At 64.9% G+C, this 25,982-nt stretch carries 22 protein-coding genes; 9 read left to right on the plus strand and 13 right to left on the minus strand.

Annotated features, from left to right (window positions below; translation table 11 throughout):
• Nucleotides 1–50: 50 nt before the first annotated feature.
• The 6 genes from nadA to HDC29_RS04840 all read left to right on the plus strand — a co-directional run bounded on the left by nadA (nt 51) and on the right by HDC29_RS04840 (nt 8,942).
• Nucleotides 51–1,040: a quinolinate synthase NadA gene (gene nadA, locus HDC29_RS04815; protein ID WP_179494931.1), complete on the plus strand. Its 990-nt coding sequence runs from the start codon at nt 51–53 to the stop codon at nt 1,038–1,040.
• Nucleotides 1,041–2,015: 975 nt separating this feature from the next.
• The gene (locus HDC29_RS04820) at nt 2,016–2,279 is read left to right on the plus strand and encodes a GlsB/YeaQ/YmgE family stress response membrane protein (RefSeq protein ID WP_179494933.1); all 264 of its coding nucleotides are present in this window, start codon (nt 2,016–2,018) and stop codon (nt 2,277–2,279) included.
• 111 nt (nt 2,280–2,390) lie between these two features.
• Nucleotides 2,391–2,660, plus strand: a complete 270-nt coding sequence (locus tag HDC29_RS04825; protein ID WP_179494935.1) for a GlsB/YeaQ/YmgE family stress response membrane protein — start codon at nt 2,391–2,393, stop codon at nt 2,658–2,660.
• A 318-nt stretch (nt 2,661–2,978) separates the two neighbouring features.
• Nucleotides 2,979–4,145: an efflux RND transporter periplasmic adaptor subunit gene (locus HDC29_RS04830; protein ID WP_179494937.1), complete on the plus strand. Its 1,167-nt coding sequence runs from the start codon at nt 2,979–2,981 to the stop codon at nt 4,143–4,145.
• Between the two features lie 41 nt (nt 4,146–4,186).
• The gene (locus HDC29_RS04835) at nt 4,187–7,603 is read left to right on the plus strand and encodes an efflux RND transporter permease subunit (protein ID WP_179494940.1); all 3,417 of its coding nucleotides are present in this window, start codon (nt 4,187–4,189) and stop codon (nt 7,601–7,603) included.
• A 73-nt stretch (nt 7,604–7,676) separates the two neighbouring features.
• A complete protein-coding gene (locus HDC29_RS04840; protein WP_179494942.1) occupies nt 7,677–8,942 on the plus strand; it encodes a DUF445 domain-containing protein in 1,266 nt (421 codons plus the stop codon).
• Here HDC29_RS04840 and HDC29_RS04845 read toward each other — a convergent pair.
• Nucleotides 8,939–9,730, minus strand: a complete 792-nt coding sequence (locus HDC29_RS04845; protein WP_179494944.1) for an SDR family NAD(P)-dependent oxidoreductase — start codon at nt 9,728–9,730, stop codon at nt 8,939–8,941. The genes HDC29_RS04840 and HDC29_RS04845 overlap by 4 nt on opposite strands.
• A 46-nt stretch (nt 9,731–9,776) precedes the next feature.
• On the opposite strand from HDC29_RS04845, the gene pepN reads away from it, so the two are divergent.
• Nucleotides 9,777–12,377 carry an aminopeptidase N gene (pepN, locus tag HDC29_RS04850; RefSeq protein WP_179494946.1) on the plus strand — a complete coding sequence of 867 codons (2,601 nt, stop codon included), beginning with the start codon at nt 9,777–9,779 and terminating at the stop codon, nt 12,375–12,377.
• Nucleotides 12,378–12,386: 9 nt separating this feature from the next.
• Here pepN and HDC29_RS04855 read toward each other — a convergent pair whose 3' ends face one another.
• The 6 genes from HDC29_RS04855 to HDC29_RS04880 all read right to left on the minus strand — a co-directional run bounded on the left by HDC29_RS04855 (nt 12,387) and on the right by HDC29_RS04880 (nt 17,373).
• The gene (locus tag HDC29_RS04855; RefSeq protein WP_179494948.1) at nt 12,387–12,707 is read right to left on the minus strand and encodes a multidrug efflux SMR transporter; all 321 of its coding nucleotides are present in this window, start codon (nt 12,705–12,707) and stop codon (nt 12,387–12,389) included.
• Between the two features lie 130 nt (nt 12,708–12,837).
• On the minus strand, nt 12,838–13,698 hold the full coding sequence (locus HDC29_RS04860; protein ID WP_257018047.1) for an alpha/beta fold hydrolase: 861 nt from the start codon (nt 13,696–13,698) through the stop codon (nt 12,838–12,840).
• A gap of 156 nt (nt 13,699–13,854) precedes the next feature.
• Nucleotides 13,855–14,454, minus strand: coding sequence for an ABC-type transport auxiliary lipoprotein family protein (locus tag HDC29_RS04865; RefSeq protein WP_179494950.1), 600 nt, complete (start codon nt 14,452–14,454; stop codon nt 13,855–13,857).
• 8 nt (nt 14,455–14,462) lie between these two features.
• Nucleotides 14,463–15,404 carry an MlaD family protein gene (locus tag HDC29_RS04870; protein WP_179494952.1) on the minus strand — a complete coding sequence of 314 codons (942 nt, stop codon included), beginning with the start codon at nt 15,402–15,404 and terminating at the stop codon, nt 14,463–14,465.
• An 8-nt stretch (nt 15,405–15,412) separates the two neighbouring features.
• Entirely contained in the window at nt 15,413–16,267 is an 855-nt protein-coding gene (locus tag HDC29_RS04875) for an ABC transporter ATP-binding protein (protein ID WP_179494954.1), read from the minus strand.
• Entirely contained in the window at nt 16,267–17,373 is a 1,107-nt protein-coding gene (locus HDC29_RS04880) for an ABC transporter permease (RefSeq protein WP_179494956.1), read from the minus strand. Before HDC29_RS04880 ends, HDC29_RS04875 begins: the two co-directional genes overlap by 1 nt.
• A gap of 102 nt (nt 17,374–17,475) precedes the next feature.
• Here HDC29_RS04880 and HDC29_RS04885 point away from each other — a divergent pair, with 102 nt between their 5' ends.
• On the plus strand, nt 17,476–18,201 hold the full coding sequence (locus HDC29_RS04885) for an HAD family phosphatase (protein ID WP_179494958.1): 726 nt from the start codon (nt 17,476–17,478) through the stop codon (nt 18,199–18,201).
• Here HDC29_RS04885 and HDC29_RS04890 read toward each other — a convergent pair.
• The 6 genes from HDC29_RS04890 to lgt form a co-directional block, all read right to left on the minus strand.
• Nucleotides 18,198–19,490, minus strand: a complete 1,293-nt coding sequence (locus HDC29_RS04890) for a cystathionine gamma-synthase family protein (RefSeq protein WP_179494960.1) — start codon at nt 19,488–19,490, stop codon at nt 18,198–18,200. The genes HDC29_RS04885 and HDC29_RS04890 overlap by 4 nt on opposite strands.
• Nucleotides 19,491–19,557: 67 nt before the next feature.
• Nucleotides 19,558–20,964, minus strand: coding sequence for a DASS family sodium-coupled anion symporter (locus HDC29_RS04895; RefSeq protein WP_179494969.1), 1,407 nt, complete (start codon nt 20,962–20,964; stop codon nt 19,558–19,560).
• A gap of 7 nt (nt 20,965–20,971) precedes the next feature.
• Complete coding sequence (pgeF, locus tag HDC29_RS04900) at nt 20,972–21,739, minus strand: peptidoglycan editing factor PgeF (RefSeq protein WP_179494971.1); 768 nt, start codon at nt 21,737–21,739, stop codon at nt 20,972–20,974.
• Nucleotides 21,736–22,254 (minus strand): GNAT family N-acetyltransferase, encoded by a 519-nt coding sequence (locus HDC29_RS04905; RefSeq protein WP_179494973.1) that lies wholly within the window; start codon nt 22,252–22,254, stop codon nt 21,736–21,738. The genes pgeF and HDC29_RS04905 overlap by 4 nt, the downstream gene beginning before the upstream one ends.
• A complete protein-coding gene (locus HDC29_RS04910; protein WP_257018048.1) occupies nt 22,251–23,336 on the minus strand; it encodes a class I SAM-dependent methyltransferase in 1,086 nt (361 codons plus the stop codon). Before HDC29_RS04910 ends, HDC29_RS04905 begins: the two co-directional genes overlap by 4 nt.
• Nucleotides 23,323–24,198 (minus strand): prolipoprotein diacylglyceryl transferase, encoded by an 876-nt coding sequence (gene lgt / locus HDC29_RS04915; RefSeq protein WP_179494975.1) that lies wholly within the window; start codon nt 24,196–24,198, stop codon nt 23,323–23,325. Before lgt ends, HDC29_RS04910 begins: the two co-directional genes overlap by 14 nt.
• A 77-nt stretch (nt 24,199–24,275) precedes the next feature.
• Between lgt and HDC29_RS04920 the strand changes: the two genes are divergently transcribed.
• Nucleotides 24,276–25,982, plus strand: coding sequence for a class I adenylate-forming enzyme family protein (locus tag HDC29_RS04920; RefSeq protein ID WP_179494977.1), 1,707 nt, complete (start codon nt 24,276–24,278; stop codon nt 25,980–25,982).

Raw genomic sequence — 25,982 nt, forward strand, 5'->3', positions numbered from 1 at the left:
GGGGCAGCGTGTAGGGGGGCGCCACGGCCAAGCCATATAAGGATAACGCCATGACTGCTCCCATCCGCGAGAATCTCTCGGGCCTCGACCTGCGCGCCGAAATCGACCGCCTCCGCAAGGAGCGCAACGCCGTCATCCTCGCGCATTATTACCAGAAGCCCGAGATTCAGGACTTGGCCGATTTCGTCGGCGATTCGCTCGAGTTGTCACGCAAGGCGGCGGAGACCGATGCCGAGGTGATCGCATTCTGCGGCGTGAAGTTCATGGCCGAGACGGCAAAGATTTTGTCGCCGGAAAAGACCGTGATCCTTCCCGACATGGACGCGGGGTGCAGCCTCGAGGACAGTTGTCCACCCGAACAGTTCAAGCGTTTCCGCGAGGCGCATCCGGACCATATCGCGCTGACCTACATCAACTGCTCGGCGGCGGTGAAGGCGCTGAGCGACATCATCGTCACCTCGTCGAGCGCCGAGACGATCATCAGCCAGATCCCCGAGAGCCAGAAGATCATCTTCGGTCCCGACCGCCACCTCGGCGGCTATCTCAATCGCAAGTTCGGGCGCGACATGCTGCTGTGGCCCGGCGTTTGCATCGTCCACGAGGCGTTCAGCGAAACCGAGCTGATCAAATTGAAGACCCAGCATCCGGGCGCCCCGGTCGCGGCGCACCCCGAATGCCCCCCGCACATCGTCGACCATGCCGACTATGTCGGCTCGACCAGCGGAATATTGCAGTTCGCGAAGAGCTTCCCCGGCGATACGCTGATCGTCGCGACCGAGCCGCACATCATCCACCAGATGGAGCTGGCGCTGCCCGAGAAGAACTTCATCGGTGCGCCCGGCGCCGACGGCAACTGCAACTGCAACATCTGCCCCTATATGGCGCTCAACACGATGGAGAAACTCTACATCGCGCTGCGCGACCTCCAGCCGCGGATCGAGATGGACGAGGAACTTCGCCTCGCCGCGCGCAAGAGTCTCGACCGGATGCTCGAAATGGCGTCGGGAACGGTGGGCAAGGGCGATCTGGGGCGCGCCTGAACTTCGCGAAAGCCGAATCGATTCGACTTTCGGTCGGGCGATTCGCGCGGCGGGATGGGTCGTGATCGAATCCGAAAATGCTGCAACGCTGTTACAAAAATGCTGCAACGAATCCGGTTGTTGCTAATGCCGGACTTATCCACAACCGGGGGCGGTTTCGAGCGGCTTTTCGCGCATTTTTTGTTGGCGCCCCGAACACTTCATGTCAGCTTCAAATCATCGGACGACAGAGACGTCGGACCACCGGGACATCAAGGGTAGTTGCAAGACTAGCCGGAAGAGAACGGACGGATTGACGAGGAAATCGACCGGTAGCCTGATCACGGAACGTAGCGATTCCCACGAGTTGATACGGACCCGATCGGGTACAGGAAATGCAGTCCATCGCTTGGACAGCGACCGCTTCGGCGGACGCAAGAAGAGATGATGAAGGGCTTTCCAGGTGCGGCCGGCCCCCGAAAGGGGGCCGACCAAACCGTCGCCGGATTGTTCCGGCGGGCGCCGCGACGCGTCGTTTTGCGGGCCGCTGATCGCGAGAGAAGCGGACCGGGATGAAGCGGGACGGAGTCAGCAGGACAAAACCGGATAGTGGGGGTTGGCAGCGATGTCGGCCCCCATTTCGCATGCCCGGCCGGCCCGGCGCCACGGGGCCCGGCATCGCCGTATTTGGAGTGCGCCCCGCGCCCTCCACGGCCCCGTCGACCCGTTGCCCCCGCATCAATTATTTTCGCGGCCGTGACTTTCGTCACACCAGCGTCAAATGCGGCTGCTTAGTGCCATAGCGCGACCCGGAGACGTTCCCGATCAGGAACCGATCCCCCTTTTCCCGGCCCGGTCCAGACGGGCCGGCCGGGAACCTTTCCATCCCCGACCGCATTGTCCCGATATCGCTGAAGCGATGTCCGGGCACGACCGGACGTTTCGATAATTGCCGGCCCTGGGCGCATGCCCGGCCGGTTCAGGGAAGGAAAAAACATGGGTTTGATCATCACATTGATCGTCGGCGGCATCATCGGCTGGCTGGCGAGCATCGTCATGCGCACCGACGCCCAGCAGGGCATCATCCTGAACGTCGTCGTCGGCATCGTCGGCGCGCTCCTCGGCAATTTTCTCGGCAGCTTTTTCGGTATGGGCGCCAGCCTCGACACCTTCAGCCCAATCGGACTGCTCTGGGCCTTCATCGGCGCGGTGGTGCTGCTCGGCATCATCAATCTGATACGGCGTGGCAGCGTCCGCTGACTGGCGTGGCGGCGCACCGCCGCCGCCATTCCGCTAGGCGATTTCAAATATTTGGGTTACCAATGACAGGCCTGCAGGGTCAGGCGCCAACACGATCGTAGGGGTGATCTTATGACTTGGATTATTGCAATCATCATGGGCGGCATCATCGGCTGGCTTGCCAGCATCGTGATGCGCACCGACGCCCAGCAGGGCATTTTCCTCAACATCATCGTCGGCTGCATCGGGTCGATCCTTGGCCGTTTCCTGTTCGGCAGCTTCCTCGGCGGCGGCCATCTGCGCGGCGACGCCTTCGATCCGATGACCTTGCTCACCGCCTTCCTCGGCGCCGTGATCCTGCTCGGGATCGTCAATCTCGTGCGCCGCGGCCGCGTGCGCTGACCGCCGAACGGCGATAGCCGGTCCCGACGGGACGGCCAAAGAAAAGGGCGGCCACCGCAAGGTGGGCCGCCCTTTTTCATGTCCGCAACCACTGGAAATCGCAGGATAAGGCGTCTATGGCGCGCGCTCCGGGGCGCAGGGGGAATGGCGAAGTTTCGCCTCTTGCCAGTGGTGATTTAATTAGGTAATACACCTCGCAGAGGATTGATCCTGTTGTGCGGGGTCGAAGGGGGCGGGCGCGTTTGCGCCTTCCGCATGATGCTGCCGCGCAAGGCAGGGAGGGTTTTCGGCGTGAACTACGAGCGGAAAGTGGATTCGATGGACAGCCTGGCGGGCACGCAAAGCTTTTATGAGGATGGCGATGACAGCCGGCGCAAGCGCACGCGACTGATCGTCGCGGTCGTGCTGATCGTCCTGGCGCTGGCGGCTGCCTATTATGCCTTCTCGAGCAACAAGGGCGGCGCCGACGCCGGCGGCGGGGAAGCCGCGGCGGTTCCGAACATCACCGTTGTCGTTCCCGGCCGCGTGTCGGTCGAGGCGGCGATCGCTGCCAACGGCACGATCGCGGCACGCCGCGAAATGCCGGTCGGGGTCGCCGGCGAAGGCGGACAGGTCGTCCGCGTGCTCGTCGAACCCGGGCAGTGGGTCGGCGCGGGGCAGACGCTCGCGGTCATCGATCGCTCGGTGCAGGCGCAGCAGGCGGCGAGCCTCGCGGCCTCGATCCGCGTCGCGCAGGCCGACGCCGATCTGGCGCAAGCCGAACTCGAACGCGCGCAGGCCCTTGTCGGCCGCGGCTTCATTTCAAAGGCCGACATGGATCGCAAGCGCGCGACGCGCGACGCCGCCAACGCTCGGGTTCGCGTCGCGCAGGCGCAATATGGCGAAGCGACCGCGCGCAACAACCGGCTCAACATCGTCGCGCCCGCAGCGGGGCTGGTGCTGACGCGGCAGGTCGAGCCCGGCCAGATCGTCGGCGCGGGCACGGGGGTGCTGTTCCGCATGGCGAAAGGCGGCGAGATGGAAATGCTGGCGCAGATGGCCGAGGCCGATCTCGCGCGGGTCAAGGTGGGCACGCGCGCGACCGTCACCCCGGTCGGCACCGACGCCGAGATCGCCGGGCAGGTGTGGCAGGTATCGCCGATCGTCGACATGGATACGCGCCAGGGCCTGGTTCGCATCGCGGTCCCTTATTCGTCGGTGCTGCGTCCGGGCGGCTTCGCCGACGCGCGGCTCGTGGCGGGCACGGCGGAAGTGCCGCTGCTCCCCGAAAGCGCGGTGCAGAGCGGTCCCGAAGGCAATTTCGTGCTGGTCGTCGGCAAGGACAACAAGATCGAGCGCAAGCCGGTCAAGGTCGGCACGGTCAGCGATGCCGGCGTGTCGATCGCGTCGGGGCTCACCGGCAACGAACGGGTCGTGACCCTCGCCGGCGCGTTCCTCAACGTCGGCGACACGGTGAAGCCGGTGCTGCAGAAATCGTCGCAATAATCCGGTCAACGGCATCGCATTCGCACAAGGGCGCCTGAGTCATGAGTTTCCGCAACATTTCCGCTTGGTGCATTCGCAATCCGGTGCCGCCGATCGTCCTGTTCGTGCTGCTGTTGCTCGCGGGCCTCGTCAGCTTCAACCGGATGGACGTCAACGACAATCCGGACGTCGAATTCCCGCTGGTGCAGGTCGTCGTATCGCAACCCGGCGCGGCGCCGACCGAATTGGAAACGCAGGTCACGCAGCGCGTCGAGGCGGCGGTGCGCGGGGTCAGCGGCGTCGACGAACTATCCTCCTATGTCAGCGAGGGCAGCAGCCGGACGATGGTGCAGTTCGCGATCGGCACCCCGATCGACCGCGCATATAACGACGTGAATCAGGCGATTCAGCAGATCCGCGGCGACCTTCCCGACGGCATCCTCGAGCCGCAGGTCGTTCGCATCGATGCAGCGGGCGGCCCGATCACCTATTTTGCCGTCGAAGCGACCGACATGACGCTCGAACAGTTGTCCTGGTTCGTCGACAACACGGTCGCCAAGGACCTGCTTTCGATTCCCGGCATGGCGACGGTCGGCCGCTCCGGCGGCGTCGACCGCGAGATCCGCGTGATCCTCGATCCCGCGCGCATGCAAAGCTATGGCCTGACCGCGAGCCAGGTGAACCAGCAGCTGCGGCAGGTCAACGTCAACGCCGCTGGCGGACGCACCGAAATCGCCGGCTCTGAACAGGCGGTGCGCGTGCTCGGCAACGCCGGCAGCGCGTTCCAGCTGGGCGAGACGCGCATTTCGATCGGCGATGGCCGCACGATCCGCCTCGCCGATGTCGCCAAGGTCACCGACGGCTATGCCGAACAGCGCAACCTCGCGAAGATTGCGGGGCGTCAGGTGCTCAGCTTTTCGATCGAAAAGGCGAAGGGTGCTTCGGACGTCACGATCCACGACGAGACGATGAAGAAGCTGGAAGAGATCAAGAAGAACAACCCCAAGGTCGACTTCAAGATTCTCTTCACCCGCACCGAATATACCAAGGAACAATATCGCAGCTCGATGCTCGCGATGATCGAGGGCGCGGTGCTCGCCGTCGTCGTCGTCTTCCTGTTCCTGCGTGACTGGCGTGCGACGCTGATCAGCGCGCTCGCGATCCCGCTGTCGGCGATCCCGACCTTCTGGTTCATGGAGATGATGGGCTTTTCGCTGAACGGCCTGTCGCTGCTCGCACTCAGCCTCGTCGCCGGCGTGCTGGTCGACGACGCGATCGTCGAGATCGAGAATATCGTCCGGCACATGCGCATGGGCAAGACGGCCTATCAGGCGTCGATCGACGCCGCCGACGAAATCGGCCTGGCGGTCGTCGCGACGACGATGTCGATCGTTGCGGTGTTCCTGCCCGTCGCGCTGATGCCCGGCGTGTCGGGGCAATTCTTCATCCAGTTCGGCATGACCGTCGTCTTCGCGGTGCTGATGAGCCTCGCCGTCGCGCGCATGATCACGCCGATGATCGCGGCCTATTTCCTGTCGGCGCAGGGCGAGCAGAGCCACGCCGAGGGACCGTGGATCGATCGTTACGAACGGATTCTCGGCTTCACGCTCGACAGTTCGAAGCAGAAGGGCGTGAAGTCGCGGTACGAGGCGTTTCCGACGCGGCTGATCTTCTTCCTGGCGCCGTTCATCGTCGCGGGAATCGCGGTGCTCGCCTTGACCTTCCAGTATTTCCAGCCGGTCCCCGCCGGCCAGGATGCGCCTAACCCGGCGCTGCATTTCCTGCTGATGACGCCGCTGTCGGCGATCATGGCATTCCTGTTGACCAGCCTGTTGATGATTTTGGGCGGGGCGCTTGCTTATGCCGCGGGTATGCGCGGTTTCGCATTCACCAATTGGGCGAAGTTCATGCTCCAGCGCGCCTATGCGCGCCTGTTCGACCATCGCGTATGGATCGTCGGGATCGGCATCTTCGCCTTTGCGTCGAGCATCGGGCTGTTCATGATCCTGCCGCAGCAATTTCAGCCTACGACCAACAGCGATTACAGCCAGATCCGCTATGAATTGCCGCCGGGATCGACGCTGGCGCAGAGCGAGACGATCGCCGATCAGATCAACGCGATCCTGCGCGACGATCCGGTGATCGAAAACGCCTTCTACGACGTCAATGTCGGCGGCGGGAATGCGTTCCTGACGCTGAAGAAGGACCGGCCCGTCACCAGCGTCGAATGGGAACGCGGCCTGCAGCCCAAGATGGCGGCGATCCCCGACGCGCGCGTGTCGTTCCAGAGCCAGTCGGGCGGCTTTTCGGGTCGTGACATCACCTTCATCATCGGCGGCGACGATCCGGTGGCGCTCGAACGCCATGCGCGCAAGATCGTCGACGAGATGAGCCGGCTCAAGGAACTGCGTGCGCCGCGGGTCGAAGGCGACATTCCGCGCCCCGAAATCATCGTCAATCCGCGCATGGACCTTGCCGCCGAACTCGGCGTGACGACCGCCGCGCTCAGCCAGACGATCCGCATCGCGACGATCGGCGACATCGACCAGAATGCCGCTAAATTCTCGCTCTCCGACCGCCAGATCCCGATCCGCGTGCTGCTGTCCGAAGATTCGCGCCGTGCGCTTGCGACGATCGAGAATCTGCCGGTGCCGACCTCGCGCGGGACGACGGTGCCGCTGAAATCGGTCGCGACGATCGGCTTTGGCGCGGGCCCGACCGAGCTTCGCCGCTATAACCAGACGCGGCGGATCGTGATCGGGGCGGATCTTGCGCCGGGGCTGGTGACGGGCGACGCGCAAAAGAAGATCGATGCGCTGCCCTCGATCAAGAATATGCCTCAGGGCATCCGCAAGGTCATTCAGGGTGATGCCAAATGGCAGGCGGAGATGATGACCAACTTCATGGTCGCGGTCGTGTCGGGGCTTCTGCTGGTCTTTGCGACGCTGGTGCTGCTCTATCGCCGTTTCCTGTCGCCGCTCGTCAATATGTCGTCCTTGCTGCTCGCGCCGCTCGGCGGGCTGCTCGGCCTGCTCATCACCGGCATGGAAGTGTCCATGCCCGTGTTCATCGGTTTGCTGATGCTGCTCGGTATCGTTGCGAAAAACTCGATCCTGCTTGTCGATTTCGCGATCGAGGAGATGGACAAGGGCATCGGCAAGACCGCTGCGCTGATGGATGCGGGCCGCAAGCGCGCGCAGCCCATCGTCATGACCACGGTCGCGATGGTCGCCGGCATGATCCCGACTGCCATCTCGCTGTCGGGTGACGGGGCATGGCGCGCGCCGATGGGCGTGGTCGTGATCGGCGGGCTGATCCTGTCGACGCTGCTGACGCTGCTGATCGTCCCGGCCGGTTTCAGCCTTGCCGACAGCATCGAAAAGCGTCTTGGCCGCTTCTTCTCGGCGAACCTGCTGACCTACCGCAAGGGCGACGACGGAAAGCCGCACGGCGAAGCCGTGCCCGATCCCGCCGAGTGAAAATTACCAGCGACCGGTGCGGCATCGCGTCGCGCCGGTTGCAACCTTTGGCGGCTTTCGCCATTTGGTTCGCATGACCGACAGCGTTTCCGCCCGGCCGATTGGCGTTTCCATACCGGCAAGAGGCTCGAACATTCGCGTCGTGGCGACCGGAATGCTCGTCGTCATGGCGATCGTCTTTGTCGGCGCCAAAACTTATCAGGATGTCCATCCCGCGATCGGTTTCGTCCGCGCCTTCGCCGAGGCGGCGATGGTCGGCGGGCTCGCCGACTGGTTCGCGGTCACGGCGCTGTTTCGCCATCCGATGGGGCTGCCCATCCCGCACACCGCAATCGTTCCGCGCAACAAGAACCGCATCGGCGACACGCTCGCGCGTTTCCTGCTCACGAATTTCCTGCTGCCGCGGCTGATCGCGCGCAAGATGCAAACGGTCGACGTCGCGGGCGCGGTCGGCAAGTTCCTGTCGGAACCGGGCGAGGGCGGCGGGCGGCTGCGGCTCGGCGCATCGCGGATCATCGCCGACGGTTTGGGTGCGCTCGACCAGCAGCGGCTGGGCGGCATGGTGAAGTCGGCGATCGCCGATCGCCTGCGCGAACTCGACGTCGCCCCCTTGCTCGGTCAGGCCTTGCAGGCGGCGCTTGCCGAGGGGCGGCACCAGCCGCTGCTCGACGCGATGGTCAAATGGGGATCGAAGACGCTCGAACTCAACGAGCATCTGATCCACCAGATGGTGCACGACAATTCGAACGCGATCGTGCGTTTTACCGGTCTCGACGAAAGCATTTCCAACCGCATCGTCGCCGGGCTGTCGAAGCTTTTGAGCGAAATGGCGGTCGACGAGACGCACCCGCTGCGTATTCGCGTCGAGGAAGGGCTCGCCAAGATGGCGCTCGACCTGCAGCATGACCCCGAAGTGAAGGCGAAGGTCGCACGGGTTCGCGACGAGTTGCTCGAAAACAGGGCGGTCAAGCGCTGGCTCGACGGCCTGTGGGAACAGGGGCGCACCGCGCTGCTCAAGGCTGCGCGCAATCCCGACACGATGCTCGCCGGGCGGATCGGCGAGCTCGTCACCCAATTCGGTGCAATGCTGGGCGAAGACGCGGGGATCAAACGCACGCTCAATCGCTATGCGCGCCGCGCGGTCGTGGGGATCGTCGACAGCTATGGCGAGACTGCGCTCAAGCTGGTGTCCGACACCATCCGCGGCTGGGATGCGAAGACGATCACCGACCGGCTTGAGAACGCCGTAGGCGACGATTTGCAATATATCCGCATCAACGGCACACTCGTCGGCGGGCTGGTTGGTGTGTTGATCCACACGGTGGACGTGCTGATCTAGGCGCCTGCCGCCAGCCCCTCGCGAAAGCTGGGATAGCGCGGTGTCCAGCCGAGCAGGCGCTTTGCCTTGCCGTTCGCGACGCGGCGGTTCTCGGCGTAGAAGGCGCGCGCGGCAGGTGACAGGCCGGCTTCGTCCAGTGATCGCAGCGGTGGGAGCGGGGCACCAAGCATTACGCAGCCCCATTCGACGAGGCGGTTCTGGTGGCAGGGCTCGTCGTCGGCGAGATTGTATACCCCTGCAGGCCCACGGAAGGACGCGATGACGCCGCCGGCGATATCGTCGATGTGGATGCGGCTGAAGACCTGGTCGGGCGATGTGATGCGATGCGCGCGACCTTCGGCGATGCGATCGAGAATCGAGCGGCCGGGGCCATAGATGCCGGGAAGACGAAAAACGCGAACGTCGCCGCGTAGTGCCCGCCATTCCGCATCGGCGGCATTGCGGTCGGGCCGACGGCCCTTGACCGGCGCGCTTTCGTCGACCCATGCACCTCCGGCATCGCCATAGACGCCGGTCGACGAAAGATAGCCGGTCCATGCGGCAGGCGCGATGGCGATCGCGTCTCCATAGCGCGAGAGGACCGGATCGTCGCCTTCGGCGGGAGGCACCGACGACAGGATATGCGTCGATGTCCGCAGCGCGGCGAGCACCGCCGCCGCGTCGTCAAATGCGGTCGTGTCGCCGCGTCCGTCCCGCGTTGTCCCGATCACCTCCCAGCCGCGCGCGCGGAGGCGCCCGGCGAGATGGCTCGCGGCATAGCCCATTCCGAAAATCAGCATCTGTACCATCGCGCGCCTTATTGCGCGTCGGCGGCGCCATGCCTAGATCGAATAGATGACCGATGCTTCCTCCACGCCCGCCATTCCTGCCACGATCCATCGCGGCGATTATCGCCCGCCCGAATGGCAGGTTCCCGACATCACGCTCGATTTCGCGCTGGGGCTCGATGAAACGAGGGTGGCGTCGACGCTGTCCGTCGTGCGCCATGTCGATGCGCCGGCGCCGCTCGTGCTACGCGGTGACGGGCTGACCGCCGCGGTGGTGCGCGTCGATGGCGAGGGATGGAATGATTGGCGGATGGATGGGCCCGATCTCGTGATCGATCTGGGCGACCGGCCCGAAGCGATGGTCGAAATCGAGACAGTCATCAACCCGGCCGCCAATACGCAGCTGATGGGGCTCTATGCCTCCAACGGCATGCTTTGCACCCAGTGCGAGGCGGAGGGCTTTCGCCGCATCACCTTCCACCCCGACCGGCCCGATGTGCTCAGCCGCTACAAGGTTCGCATGGAGGGCGACAAGGCGGCCTTCCCGATTCTGCTTTCGAACGGCAATTGCGTCGATCGGGGTGACGGGGAAGGCGGCACGCACTGGGCTTTGTGGGAAGATCCATGGCCGAAACCCTCCTACCTCTTCGCGCTCGTCGCGGGCGATCTTGTCGTCAACCGCGACAGCTTCAGGACCATGTCGGGGCGAAAAGTCGAACTCGGCATCTGGGTGCGCGCGGGCGACGAGGGGCGCACCGGGCACGCGATGGACGCACTCAGGAACAGCATGAAATGGGACGAGGAGGTCTATGGCCGCGAATATGACCTCGACCTGTTCAACATCGTCGCGGTCGGCGATTTCAACATGGGGGCGATGGAGAACAAGGGGCTGAACATCTTCAACACCCGTTACATCCTCGCCGATCCCGATACCGCGACCGACCTCGATTATGACGGCGTCGAAGGCGTTGTCGCGCACGAATATTTTCACAACTGGTCGGGCAACCGCGTTACCTGCCGCGACTGGTTCCAATTGAGCCTGAAAGAGGGCTTCACCGTCTTTCGCGACCAGAATTTCTCGGCCGACATGGGCTCGCCCGCGGTCAAGCGGATCGAGGATGTCCGCTTGCTTCGCGCCGCGCAATTTCCCGAGGATGCGGGGCCGCTCGCGCACCCGATCCGCCCCGATAGCTATCAGGAAATCTCGAACTTCTATACCGCCACTGTCTATAACAAGGGCGCCGAGATCATCCGGATGATGGCGACGATGGTGGGGCCGGAGCGGTTCCGAAAGGGCACCGACCTTTATTTCGAACGCCACGACGGCGAAGCGGCGACGTGCGAGGATTTTGTGCGCGCGATCGAGGATGGCGCGCAAGTCGATCTCGGTCAGTTTCGCCTGTGGTATGGGCAGGCGGGCACGCCGCGGATTACCGCGCGGATCGACACCGATGCGGCGACCGGCGATTATATGCTCCATCTGGCGCAGGCCGTGCCGCCGACACCGGGACAGCCCGATAAGGCACCGATGCTGATCCCGCTGCGCATCAAGGCCTATGATCCGCACGGCGGCCAAGGCGAAGAGGGCGAGCAGCTCTTGCTGCTCGACCGCGCCGAAATGGCGGTGCCGCTCGGTCGGTATACCAGCCGGCCGATGCTTTCGATCAACCGCGGTTTTTCGGCGCCGGTGATCGTCGATTTCGCGCGCGAAGAAGGCGAACTTGCCTGGCTCGCCGCGAATGACGACGATCCGTTCGCCCGCTATGAGGCGTTGCAGCAGTTGATGCTTGACGCACTCGTCGCCGCGGTGTCGGGGAAGGGCGGCGGCCGCAACGCGGTGATCGACGCCGTGGCGCAGACACTGGCGGGCCGCACCGGCGATCCTGCTTTCGTTGCGGAGGCGGTGCTGCTTCCCAGCGAAGCCTTTATCGGCGATCAGATGGTGACGGTCGACCCCGATGCGATCCGCCGTGATCGACTGGCATTGCAAGCCGCGATCGGCGCCGCGCTGGAAGGGGAGTGGCGTGCGATCCTCTCCGGCGGTGCTCCGCCGGCGACGGACCTGTCGCCCGGGGCGAAGGGCGCGCGACGTCTGCGCGGCGTCGCGCTCGCTTATCTTGCGGCGGCAGGTTTTGATGATGCCGCCGCGCTGGCGTTTCGCGTCTTCTCCGATGCCGACGGGATGACCGAACGGCAGGCCGCGCTCGCGACGCTGGCGCATGGCGACAGCGAAGAGCGCGTGGCGGCGCTCGACATTTTCTATCAGCGCTATCGCGACAACCCGCTGGTGCTCGACAAATGGTTCCAGGTGCAGGCATGGTCGCTGCGTCCCGACACGGTCGACGCGGTGAAGGAGCTTGCGCTGCATCCCGACTTTACGTTGACCAATCCCAATCGCGTGCGTTCGCTCTATGGTGCGCTCACGGGCAATCAGGCGGCGTTCCACCGGGCCGACGGCGCGGGCTACCGGCTGATCGCCGACCTCGTCATCGCGCTCGATCCAAAGAATCCGCAAACTGCGGCGAAGATGATCCCGCCGCTCGGCCGCTGGAAGCGGTTCGACGAGGGCCGGCAGGCGCTGATGAAGGCCGAACTGGAGCGCGTCCTTGCGCAGCCCGGGCTATCGCGCGACGTAATGGAGCAGGCTTCGAAGAGCCTGCTCGGTTGAGCGTGCCCGTCAGGCGGGGGCGAAGAGCTTCGTCCCGGCGACGCCCACGACGATCAGCGCCATGAAGCCAAGTTGCACGGCGCTCACCTTCTCGCCGAACAGGATGATGCCGCCGATGATCACGCCGATGGCGCCGAGCCCGGTCCAGATCGCATAGGCCGTTCCCGCGGATATTTCGCGCATCGCGAAGGCGAGCAGCGCCATGTTCAGGAAACTGAGCGAAACCGGAACGAGCGACGCCTGCCACGACCCGGCCGTTGCGGCCCATTTCAGGCTGAGTGCCCAGACGATTTCGGTGAAGACGGCGATTGCGAGGATGAGCCACCCCATTTTTGATTTCCTTCGAATTTCCGGGCTCGAAGGAATGGGCGCAGCCGGAAACCCGAAAGAGGCTGCGCGCATCGACTTGGGAGTGTCGTGGCGGCGCTCCTAGGTCGATGTCGGCGCGATGGCAAGCGCCTCAGGCGCTCGCGAGAAAGGCGAGCAGATCGGCGTTCAGCCGCTCGACATGCGTCAGCGGCAGCCCGTGAGGCGCTTGGTCATAGAGGCTGAGCGTCGCCTGCGGAATCAGGGCCGCGGTCGCCCTGGCCGTCAGCGCCAAGGGCGCCGAGGCATCGCGGTCGCCGTGAATGATCAGCGCCGGAACGTCGATCCGCCGCACATCGGCTCGGAAATCGGTAGCGAAATTCGCCTGCGCCAGCTGCGCCGCCGCCAGCAGCGAGGTCGACATCATCATCGCCTGACCCCATGTCACCATCGCTGCCGAGGTCTCGGGCGTGAAGAAGGGCTTGGTGTTGGCGGCGATCCATGCCGGGAAATCGCGCGCGAGCAGGTCGGCCCCCGCGGCGAGCGTCACCGGATCGACGCCGCCGGGATTGTCGGCGCGCTTCATCAGGCAGGGCGTGATCGTGCCGACAAGCACCACGCGCGCGATACCTCGCCCGCCGTGCCGCGCGAAATAACGCGCGACCTCGGTGCCGCCCATCGAATGCGCGACGACGGTCACGCCGTCGAGCTCCAGTCCGTCGATGACCGCCGCCAGATCGTCGGCGAGCGTGTCATGGTCGTAGCCGCGGCCCGGATCGGCCGAGCGGCCGTGCCCGCGCCGGTCATAGGCGATCGCGCGATAGCCCTTCCGCGTGACGCCAAGCATCTGATAACCCCAGAAATCGGATGGCAGCGCCCAGCCCGACAGGAACAGGACGGGCCGACCTGCGCCCCAGTCGCGGACGAACAGCGACGTCCCGTCCCTGGCGGCGACGAAACTCTCGGCCGGTCGCCTCGCCTGCGGGGCTGCGGCGAGAGCGCGGGCGGGCGGCAAAAATGCTCCTGCCGCGAAAAGGCCTGCCAATGACATGATTTCGCGCCTGTGCATTCATCCCTCCTGTCGATGCGATGGGGGGACGATAGGGCGACGAATAGGGCTAAGCGATTACCTAAGGGGTAATCGAAATGGATATGGCTCGCGGAACGATTCCTATTCGGCGAGCCATCCCGCGACGTCCACGGCGACCTTGTTCGCGGCGCGGGTCAGCGCCTCGCCGACCGGTCTGGCTTCCACCTTGCCGCCGATCGGCTCGCGCACCTCGAAGCGGCGCTGCGTGACCGTCTTGCCACCCGCCGCCACGAGCATCGCCTGGTAGGCGACGACGGCTTCGTTCGATCGTGCATCGACGCCGAATTCCATGAGTTGCCCGGCGAGCTGCTCGCCTGGCGCGGTCAGATATTGCCCCTCGTCGAGCACGACGCGCGACGTGCGCGCGGCGACGGTCTCGGACACCAGCCGCTGGAACAGGCGCGATGGCGCCTCGACCCATTGCGCGTCCTTCACGTAGGCCACGCTCGTGTCGTCCTGCTGCACGGGGATGCGCGTCGTGCGCAACTTTTGCGGGGCGGTCGGAATCAGGATCGTCAGCGTCGATGCTTCGGCGGCCGTGCGCGCCGTTCCCACAGCGGGCGCCGCGTCGGGGTCGAGCGTCAGCAGGAAGGGTGGCGGCTTGCCGCCGAGGCTGAAGCAGGCCGAAAGCGTTGCCGCGCCGAGCATGGCGAGCAGCGGAGTGCGGAGGCGACGAATCATGGCGGTCTTCATTCCTTGTAATCGGGGAGCTTGCTGCCGCTGATCACCGCGCCGGCGCCCTGCTGGTCGAGCTTGTCGGTCAGGCTCGACAGCGAGGTGGACGTGCGGCGGAGGTCGCGGATCAACGCATTGGCTTCGGGGATCGTCGTTTCGCTGAAGGTCTTGAGACCAGGCCGCGCATCGCCGATCGCGCCCTCAAGGGTCTTCATGGACTCGTTCGCGGAGGCGAGCGTGTCGCGCAAATTGCGCATCGCGGGATCGACATTTCGGTCGATCGTTCCTTGCGTCGCCGCTGCGAGACTGCCGATCTGCTCGGCGGCCTGCCCGGCCTGCTGGATCGCGATCCGCGTGTCGGCAAGCGCGCGTTCGAGCGCCGGGCCGTTGCGCGCCAGCGTCGCGGTCGTCGCTTCGACATTATTCAGGATATTTGCGAAGCTTTCCTGATTCTTGTCGTCCGCCAGCTCGGCGAGACGCTCGCTGAGCGTCGAGAGGCGCTGAAGCAGCTGCGGTGCCGTGTTGAGCAGTTCGCCGAGCCCACCGACGCGCGTCGGGATCACCGGCTTGCCCGCGGGGCCCTTGTCGGTGATGGGCGGCGCGCCCTTGACCGCGCCGTCGAGAGATATCTGCGACACGCCGGTGAAGCCGACGCCCTCGAGCGCGGCAGTCGTGCCTTGCAGCACCGGGACGCCTTCGTTCACCTCGATCCGCACGCGCACGAACTGCGGATCGTCGGGCCACAAGGCGATCTCGCGCACCTGTCCCGACGGCACGCCGGAAAATTGCACCTGTGCGCCCTTGTTCAGCCCGTCGACCGACTGTTTGAAAAATATGTCATATTCGCGCTTAGCGCCGCCGCTGTCGTTGGCAAGCCACACGACAAAGACCGCTAGCGCCGCCGTGAAAAAGAGGACAAAGGCGCCGACGAGGACATTGTTCGAGCGTGTTTCCATAGCTGTTCCTATTGCGCTCGCGCGGTTTGGTTCCCGCCCGCGGCCGCGCGGCCGCGGGGCCCATTGAAATAATCCTGTATCCACGGATGCTCGGTGGCAAGCAGTTCGGGGATGGTGCCGACCGCGATCACCTTCTTTTCCGCGAGCACCGCGACGCGGTCGCAGGTCGCATAAAGCGTGTCGAGATCGTGGGTGATAAGGAAGACGGTGAGACCCATCGTGTCGGCCAGTTCGCGAATGAGCTCGTCGAACTTCGCGGCGCCGATCGGATCAAGGCCCGCTGTGGGCTCGTCGAGAAAGAGCAGCGCCGGATCGAGCGCGAGCGCGCGGGCGAGGCCGGCGCGCTTCACCATCCCGCCCGAAAGCTCGGCGGGATATTTGGGCCCTGCATCGGGTGGCAGCCCTACCATCTCGACCTTGTAGGCGGCAATCTCGTCGAGCAGCCGCTTGTCGAGCCGCGGATAATATTCGCGCAGCGGCACCTGGATATTCTCGGCGACGCTCAGCGTCGAAAAAAGCGCGCCGCCCTGGAACATCACGCCCCAACGCCGGCGCAGGTCGCGCGATTCCTCTTCATCGGCGATCGTGTCGAGCGTCTTGCCATAGACTTCGATTTCGCCGGCCGCCGGCGTTTGCAGCCCAATGATCGAACGCATCAACACCGACTTGCCCGTTCCTGAACCGCCGACGACGCCGAGGATCTCTCCCGACCGCACGTCGAGGTCGAGCCCGTCGTGGATCACCGCATCGCCGAACTGGTTCTTGAGGCCGCGGATACAGATGGCGCGCTCGAATTTTTCGGGCCGCACCGCGTCGGCGGCGGCGAGTTCCTCACGGATTTCGATGTCGGTCTCTTCGGCCATCAATTCCACCCGAGCGTCGAAAAGAAGACCGCGAAAAGGGCGTCGAGAACGATGACGAGAAAAATCGCGGCGACCACCGCCGAGGTCGTGCGCTGGCCGACTTCCTCGGCGTTCTGGCGCACCTGCATGCCCTCATAGCAGCCAGTCACACCGATCAGGATGCCGAACACCGGCGCCTTGATCAGCATGATCCAGAAATCGGTCATCGGAATGATTTCGCGCAGACGCTGGATATAGGTGAGCGGCGGGATGTCGAGCCCGATCCAGACAAAGGCGCCGCCCCCGGCGATCGCGCACAGGCTGGCATAAAAGCCAAGCAACGGCATGGTGATTGTCGAGGCGGCAACGCGCGGCAGCACGATCGCCTCCATCGGCGACACGCCGATCGTGCGCATCGCATCGACCTCTTCGGTCAGCTTCATCGTGCCGATCTGCGCCGCGAAGGCCGATCCCGAGCGGCCCGCGACCATGATGGCGGTCATCAGCAGCCCGAGTTCGCGGATCGAGGCGCGGCCGACGAGATTGATCGTGAAAACCTCGAGCCCGAATTGTTCGAGCTGCACCGCGCCCTGCTGTGCGATGACGATTCCGATCAGGAAGCTCATCAGCCCGATGATGGGGAGGGCGTCAACGCCGACGGTCTGAAAACGGGTCACGATGGCGTTCCAGCGCAGGCGCCGGCGCGCGCGAATTTGATTGCCGATCGCGACGATCATCGCGCCGAAAAAACCGACGATGCCGAGCAGTTCGTTCCAGATCGCGACGCTCGCGGTACCGACCTGTTCGAGCATCCGCATCCAGGCGGGGCGGCGGTCGCGGTGGATGCGATATTCGCTCTTGTCGCTGGCGAGCGCTTCGAGCAGGCGCTCGGCCTCGGCGCTCGCGCCGACGACTTTCGAGCCATGTTCCTTGGCGGCGCGGGTCACGATCCATGCGCCGACCGTGTCGATCCGGTCGATCGCCGACAGGTCGATCGTCGCGATCGGGCCGAGTGCGTCGAGCCGCGCGGGCACGTCGCCCAGACGGGCGAGCGTCAGCCGGCCTGTGAAGCGGACTTCGGCGCCATTCGCTCCGTCGCTATGTTCGAAATCCGCCCTGGCCACCATCGTGCGGGCGACATTGTCTTATTTGCCCGACCACGGCAAGCGAATCCATGGTGCAGCTTGCGATGTCTTGGCGGTGCCACGTCCCTCTACTAAAGAAGAGGGATGGATGATCCGCTTGCCACTCAGGTCCCAGACTATGCACATCGCATTGCCATGTATGACATGGACCGGACGATAACGCGTTCAGGGACTTACAGCGGTTTCCTCATTCATGTTGCACGGCGGCGCCAGCAATGGCGATTGCTCTTTCTGCCGCTCGTCGGGCTGGCGGGTGCCGCCTGGTCGCTGCGGCTGATCGACCGGTCGCGGCTGAAGGCCATCAACCTCCGGCTGCTCGTCGGGCGGCGTTTCACGCGCGCGGAAATCGCGCCGCTCGCTGAAAGTTACGCCGACCGGGTGGTCGAGCGCGGGCTGCATCCGGCCGCGCTCGAGCAGATCGCAGCAGACCGCGCGGCGGGGTATCGGTTGCTGCTCGCGACGGCTTCGTTCCATCTCTACGTCGATGCGATCGCGCGACGGCTCGCGATCGACGATGTGCTCGCGACCCAGCTCGACGAACCCGACGGCGCCGATCATATCCACGCGCGGCTGGCGGGCGACAATTGCTATGGCGAAGCGAAGTTCGCGCGCATCTCGGACTGGCTTGCCGCCAACGAGATCACGCGCGAGGCGGCGCATGTCCGCGCTTATTCGGACCATGTTTCCGACCATCCGATGCTGCACTTCGCCGACGAAGCGGTCGCGACGACGCCGTCGCGGGGGTTGAAACTTCTCGCGCCGAAAATGGGCTGGCAGGTCGTCGACTGGCGCGCGCGCCGCGGTCGTTAGACCGCGTCGAGCGCCTGCGCAAAGTCGGCGATCAGGTCGTCGGGATCCTCGATCCCGACCGATATGCGCACCAGATTGTCGGTGATGCCGAGCGCCTTCTTGCGTTCGTCGGGGACCGACAGATGCGTCATCGCGGCGGGATGGCTCGCGAGCGTTTCGGTGCCGCCGAGGCTGACCGCGAGCTTCGCGATCTTGAGCTCATCGAGGAAACGGAAGCTTTCTTCTTCACCGCCCTTGATGAAGAGCGAGAAGGTCGATCCGGCGCCGGTGCAATGGCGGTCGAAGATATCCTTCTGGCGCGGGTCGGTGATGAAACCCAGATAGCCCAGTCCTTCAACCTTTGGGTGATCGCGGAGGAAAGTGCAGACCTTCAGCGCATTTTCGCCCGCGCGGGTCATTCTGAGTTCGAGCGTTTCGAGGCTGCGCAGCAACATCCACGCCGTATTGGGGTCGCAGATCGTCCCGATCGTGTTGCGCATCGGACGGATCATGTCGAGCAGGCGCTGGTCGCCCGACACCCCGCCCGCGACGAGGTCCGAATGGCCGCCGGCATATTTGGTGAGGCTGTAGATGACGAGTTCGGCGCCCTGTTTCAGCGGCTGCTGCCACAGCGGGCCGAGGAATGTGTTGTCGATCGCGATCGCGGGTTTCTGTTCGTCCGTGAAGGCGGCGTCACGCGCGGCGCGGACGGCCTCGACATCGACGAGTGCGTTGGTCGGGTTCGCCGGGCTTTCGAGATAGACGAGCGCGACCTTGCCGCCCTTTTCGTCGGCGAGCGTTTGCGCGCGCGCGAGGATCGTGTCGATTTCCTCGCGCGTCGCGCCGGCGGGGAAGTCGACGAAGCTCACGCCGAAGCGCGACAGGATGCGCGCGATCAGCGACTCCGTGGCAGCATAGAGCGGGCCCGAGTGGACGATCACGTCGTTCTGATTCACCAGCGCGAGGAGCAATGTGGCGATGGCCGACATGCCGCTCGAAAAGACAAGGCTGTCGTCGGCGCCGTCCCAGACCGCAAGCCGGTCTTCAAGGATTTCCTGGTTCGGGCCGTTGAAGCGCGAATAGACGAGGCCGTCGGCCGGCCCTTCGCGCTTGCCCGTGATATGCTCGAAGAAACGCTTGCCCGCCGCCGCGCTTTCGAACGCGAAGGTCGAGGTCAGGAAAATCGGCGGCTTCAGCGAGCCTTCGGAGAGCACCGGGTCATAGCCGAGCCCCATCATCAGCGTGGCGGGGCTGAGTTCGCGATCGCCGATTTTCTTGCTGTTCGTCTTGGGTTTGCCGCGCATGGCCATGAGATGCTCCTTGAATGTTGCAGCCCTTATAACGCGCCAAGTTTCGTTTGAAACTATATTGCGCGGGTTATCCGAGCAGCGCGATGGACCAGATGACGCCGATGAGCAGCGGCACGCCGACGATGTCGAGCGCGAGCCCGGCCTTCAATATGCGCGGCAGCGCGATATGGCCCGTCGCCCAGGCGAGCGCATTGGGCCCGGTGCCCGACGGCAGCATGAAGCCCCAGCTTGCCGCCATCGCGACGGGCAAAGCGAGCAGGATTGGGTCCGCACCGGTCGCGGCGATGAGCGCCGCGAGTACGGGCATGATCCCGCTCGCGGTCGCAACATTGCTCGCAAATTCGGTGATCAGGATGGTGAGCGCAACGATGATCGCGGCGAGCAGGATCGTCGGGATGTCGCCGAGCGGGGCGAGCACCGCGCCCAGCCATGCCGCGAGACCGCTGGCGGTGATCGCGGCGGCAAGCGCCAGCCCGCCGCCGAACATCATGATGACGCCCCAAGGCGCGCGGTCGGCTTCTTTCCACAGCAGCAGCGGGCGGCCGGTGCCGTCGGGCAGGACGAACAGCAACAGGCTTCCCGCAACGGCGATCGTGCCGTCGGTCAGCGCGCCGTCGGGTAGCATCGGTTCGAGCCAGGGCTGCGCGATCCACGCGCCGAGGACGAGGAGGAAGATCGGGATGACGCGGCGCTCGGCGGTCGACCAGATCGCCTGGTTGCCGAGCGCCGATGCGGCGGCGCGGCCGTCGAACGGATGGTCGGCGAGCCGCTGGACGCGTGCGACGGCGAACATCGCGACGGGCACCGATAGCAGCACGACCGGAACGCCATAGATCGCCCAGTCCAGAAAGGAGATCCGCAGATCGAGCGCCTTTTCGATCAGTCCGGCGGCGATCGCATTGGTCGGACTGTCGACGAGCGTACCGAGCCCGCCGAGCGAGGCGGCGAAGGCGATGCCCATCATCACAGCGCCCGCAAAGCCGTCAGTCTCCCCGTCCCGCACGCCGCCCGCGCGAACGACCGCCAGCGCGATCGGGATCATGATCAGCGTGGTCGAGGTGTTCGAGATGAACATGCTGAGCAGCGCGGTGGCCGCCATGAAGGCGAAGAGCAGGCCGGTCGCGGTGGGCGCGGCGCGCTTGAGCAGAGCGAGCGCGAGACGCCGGTGCAGCCCGACGCGCTCGATCGCGAGCGCGAGGAAGGCGCCGCCGAGGATCAGGAACAGGATCGGCGAATAATATTCCTTTGCGATCGCATTGGCATCCATCACGCCGAACACGGGGACCGTTAGGAAAGGAAGGAGCGCTGTGACGGTGAGCGGCAGCGCCTCGGTCATCCACCACACCGCCATCAGCACCGTCAGCGCCGCGACATGCCAGGCGGTCGGCTCCATGCCCGCGGGTGCGGGGAGCAGGAGCATGATGCCAAAGACGACGAGGCCGCCGATCAATCCCAGCCAGCGCGTCCTCGTCATCGCCCCCTCATCCTCCCGCCAACCCGATCACCGATAGCTGGCGGCCATAGGTGTTTTCCCCTTTGTGGCACGCGCGGCGATAGCTGAAATAATCTTGCGGCAAGGCATAGGTGTCCTGCCCGCCGATGGCAATTCGCGTGACGCCCGCCGCGGCAAGCCGCGCGGCGACATAAGCGGCGATGTCGAACATCGCATGGCCGGGTTTGCCCGCCGCGAAGAAGCGTTCGTTCGCGGGATCGCCGGTGAGGAAGCGCTGCATAAAGCCTTCGTCGACTTCATAGGACGCGCGGCCGATGCACGGACCGATCGCGGCGGCGATGGTGGCGCGGCGCGCGCCGAGGCTCTCCATCGCATCGAGCGTCGCGTCGGTGACGCCCGCGAGCGCGCCCTTCCAGCCGGCGTGCGCTGCACCGACGACCCCGGCCTCGCGGTCGGCGAAGAGGACGGGAACGCAGTCGGCGGTCAAGATGCCGAGCAGGATGCCGGGCGTGCGCGTGGCATGGGCATCGGCCTCGGGCCGGGCGGTGAGGTCGGAGCTGTCATCGACGACGATGCAGCGGTTGCCATGGACCTGATAGAGGCCGGTGAGAGTCGCATGGGGCAGGACAGCTTCGGCAACGCGCTGGCGGTTCTCCGCTATAAGTGCGGGGTCGTCGCCCGATCCGAGGCCGCAGTTGAGCGAGGCGAGATCGCCGGCCGAGACGCCGCCGCGGCGCCCGAAAAAGCCGTGCGCGATGCCGTCGAGCGTCGGCCCGGTGACGAAGGGGACGCTCACAGGTCGAGCCTGAAAAAGCGGTCTTCGTCGATATGGTTGCCGACGCGAAATTCGTTTCGGCCGACGTCGTAGAAGCCGTAGCGGCGGTAGAAAGCCTGCGCGCGGTCATTCTCGGTAAAGACTGTGAGATAGAGGGTCGACGCGCGCCCGCGCGCCCACGCGATGCCCCAGTCCATGAGCGCGACGGCGACACCCGTGCCCTTGGCCGCTTCGGCGACGTAGAGCTGGTGCAGTTCGACCGCGCTGCCGGTCGGCTGGCCCTCGGGCAGCGCGAAATCGACCGGCCCCATCTTGATATAGCCGAGGATCGCGCCTGCATCGTCGCGGACGAGCGCGACGTCATGGTCATCGCTGGCGATCTGCGCGCGCACGCGCTCCGGCGGGTTCCAGTCCGCGAGGAAAGTCGCGAGGTCGGCCGGGTCATAGATATGGCCGAAAGTGTGGGTGAAGGAGCCGTTGGCAAAGGCAGCGATCGCCTCGGCATCGGCCGGTTTTGCCAATTGAATGACGGTCATGCAGTATCTCCTGTAAATCCTGCGGGCGTCGGCCAGCCCGGTGCGGCGAAGGCCATCGCCTTGAACAAACTGCCCATCGCTTTCGGTTCGACGAGCCGGTCGCGCTGGCCCTGCAATTCATCGGCGCGGTCGGGCGCGGCCGCGATCAGCGACTGCAACCGGGCTTCGATGCCCATCCGTCGCAGCCAGTCGCCCTGCGTCGCGAGCGCGCTCGCTGCCGCGCCCGCGCCTTGCGCGATATCGGCCAGCGCTGCAAAATCGACGTGCGCGGTCAGGTCGACCTCGCCCGGATCGGCGAAGGGGTCGACGAACCGGTGCGCCTTGACCGCCTGCAGCGTGTCGCCCGCCGCAGGGCCGCTATAGCCATAGTCGATCGCCAGCATCGCGCCGCCCTGCCGCACAAGCCGGAAGGCGCAGCGTTGCATGATCGCGGCCGATACGGGGGCGGTTTCGACGATCGTCCCTTCGGGCTGGTCGCGCAGCGACGCGGGGACGGCCTCCTCCGCCGGAACCTCGCCTGCGACGGGTACCAGAGCGCTGTCGCGGCGTTCGACCAAGCGTTCGCGCCAGCCGCGGGATGTGCGGATATATTGATGGACCGGCAGCGCGTCGAAAAACTCGTTGGCGACGATGATCATCGGTGCATCGTCGGGCAGCGCATCGACTTCGTCATGATGCTCGGCGCCCGGCAGGCGCACGCGCTGGGCTTCGCGTAGCGTCGGGCTCGTCTCGACGAGATGGATGCCCTGCGGGGCGCAGCCGAAACGTGCCATCACGCGCAGCGCATCGGCGGCAAGCGTCCCGCGGCCGGGGCCGAGTTCGACATAATGAAAGGCGGGGTTGCCCGCACGGTTCCAAAGATCGGCGATCCAGATGCCGATCATCTCGCCGAACATCTGGCTGATTTCGGGCGCGGTGGTGAAATCGCCGGCGGCGCCGAGCGGATCGCGGGTCGCATAATAATGCGCGTTGGCGGCCGCCATATAATCGGCGACCGTCGCCGGACGCGCCGACGCGATTTGGCTTATCAGTTCGTCGGGGGTCGGCGGGCCGTCACGCGGCGACCCCTCACGCGACGGCATCGGGTCCGGCGATGGGCTCGACCCGGTGGCGGCGTCCCTTCGCGGTTACAACGAGCCAGACGCCTGCGAGCAGCATGGGAATGGTCAGCGTTTGTCCCATCGTCAGCCCCCAGGACAAGGTGCCGAGCTGGACGTCGGGCTCGCGCACGAACTCGACCGCGAAGCGGCTGAGGCCATAGATGATCGCTGCCGTGCCGAACAGGAAGCCGGGCTTGTAGCGCGCGTCGGTCCGCCAGAATAAGAAGGCGAGGACCGCCATCATTACGATCCCTTCGAGGCCCGCTTCGTAAAGCTGACTCGGGTGGCGCGGGTCCATCGTGCCGCTGTCCGGAAAGATGATCGCCCAGGGAACGGTGGTCGCGCGGCCCCACAGCTCGCCGTTCACGAAATTGGCGAGGCGGCCGAAAAAGAGGCCGAAGGGGACGACGCACGCGACATAGTCGCAAAAGCGCAGGAAACTGAGCTTGTCCTTGCGCGTCACGTACCAGATCGCGACGAGCACGCCGACGACGCCGCCGTGCAGCGACATGCCGCCGTCCCATAATTTAAAGATCGAGACCGGGTCCTGAACATAGTTGCCGAGGTTATAGAAGATCACATAGCCGAGCCGTCCGCCAAGAATGATCCCGAGCATGGCATAGAAGATCATGTCGTCGGCGTGACGCCGCGCCATCGGGGCGCCGGGCTGCGCAATCAGCTTTAGAAGATACCAGTAACCAACGAAAATCCCGGCCAGATAGGCGAGCGCATACCAGCGGATGGGCAAGCCGAAGACGCTGAACGCGATCTCGCTGTTCGGTCCCATCAGATCCTGAAAGTTAAGATATTGCGTTGCTTCGGCTAAGGTTGCAAAAAGAAACATATTGTCGCGCTGTCCTTCCCCAGGAGAGGCCTCCCCATAAGGGGTTAGGCGAGCGAGACCAAGAGGAGAGATGAAACATGCCATCAGCGCTCGATTTGCGCCTGGAAGCCGCCTATAATCTGATCACCGGTCCGGGCGGACCGATCCAGGTCGGGTCCGTCGAACGCTTCGGTCGCCAGCTGCCCTTCATCACCAACGCGCCGACCAACCTCGCCGATTATGTTGCGTTTTTTGCCATGCAGCATGGCGACGCGACCTTCCTTGTCGAAGGCGACGAGCGACTGTCGTTCAAACAGGTCTATATGGCGGCGCGGCAGGTCGCGGCTGGTCTGGTCGATGGTTTCGGGGTCCAGCGCGGCGACCGCGTCGGCCTCGCGATGCGCAATGCCAATGCGTGGTGCGTCACCTATATCGGGATATTGATGGCGGGCGGCTGCGCGACCTTGCTTAACGGCTGGTGGCAGGGCGGCGAACTCGCCGCGGGCATCCTCGACAGCGAAGCCAAGCTCGTCATCGCCGACGTCCAGCGCGCGGCGCGGCTCGAAGAGGCCGAACATGGCGCCAAGGTGATCACGCTCGATCTCACCCGGCCGATCGATCAGGCCATCGCGCCGATCACCGGGGCAGGCGGCAGCGCGGAGACGGTGCTGCCGGCGCTGACCGGGCAGGATCTGGCGACGATCCTCTTCACCTCGGGCTCGACCGGCCAGTCGAAGGGCGCCTATTCGCGCCATGAGGCCGTGTGCCAGGCGATCTTCAACTATGTCACGCAGACCGCGAGCATCGTCCACCTGCTGACCGAGGACGGGCAGATGTCGGATATCCAGCCGGCCACCTTGATCTGCACGCCGCTGTTCCACGTCACCGCGGAAATTCCGGTGTTCCTGCAAAGCTTCGCGTTGGGGCGGAAACTGGTGCTGATGCCGAAATGGAACGCCGAAGAGGCGATGCGGCTGATTCAGGACGAAAAGTGCAACTATTTCGTCGGCGTGCCGCTGATGAGCTATGAAATCCTGATCCACCCGAACCGCAAGAATTACGACCTGTCGACGTGCAAGAGCTACGCTGGCGGTGGCGCGCCGCGGCCGCCCGAGCATGTGAAGCGTCTCGCGACCGAAATGGGCGAAGGCAAGCCGCTGCTTGGCTATGGCCTCACCGAAACCAATGCGGTCGGATGCGGCATCATCAACGAAAATTATCTCGCGAAACCGATGTCGACGGGGCCGGCGTCCAAACCGCTCGTCGATCTGGCGATCCTCGACGATAATGGCGAGCCGGTGCCGCAGGGCGGCGTCGGCGAAGTCTGCATCCGGTCGGTCTGCAATTTCGAAGGCTATTGGAACAATGAAGCGGCGACGAAGGCGGCCTTCTTCGACAATGGCTATTTCCGCTCGGGCGACCTCGGCTATCTCGACGAGGATGGCTACCTCTTCATCGTCGACCGCAAGAAGGACATCATCATCCGCGGCGGCGAGAATATCAGCTGCCAGGAAGTCGAGGCCGCGATCTATGAGCATCCCGAGGCGAACGAATGTGCCGTCTTCGGCCTGCCCGACGAGCGGCTCGGCGAAGTCGTCGGCGCGGTGATCTGGATGAAGTCCGGCAGCAGCGTCGGGTCGGAGGATATGTGTTCCTTCCTCAGCGCACGCCTCGCCCCTTACAAGGTGCCGTGCAAGATCTGGATGTCGAACGACGCGTTGCCCAAGCTCGGCAGCGAAAAAATCGACAAGGTCAGCTTGCGCAATCGCTATCGCGAGGAATATGCCGCGGAGGTCGCCGCGTAA

This window comes from Sphingopyxis sp. JAI108 (genome assembly GCF_013410105.1).
GTDB classification, from domain to species: domain Bacteria; phylum Pseudomonadota; class Alphaproteobacteria; order Sphingomonadales; family Sphingomonadaceae; genus Sphingopyxis; species Sphingopyxis chilensis.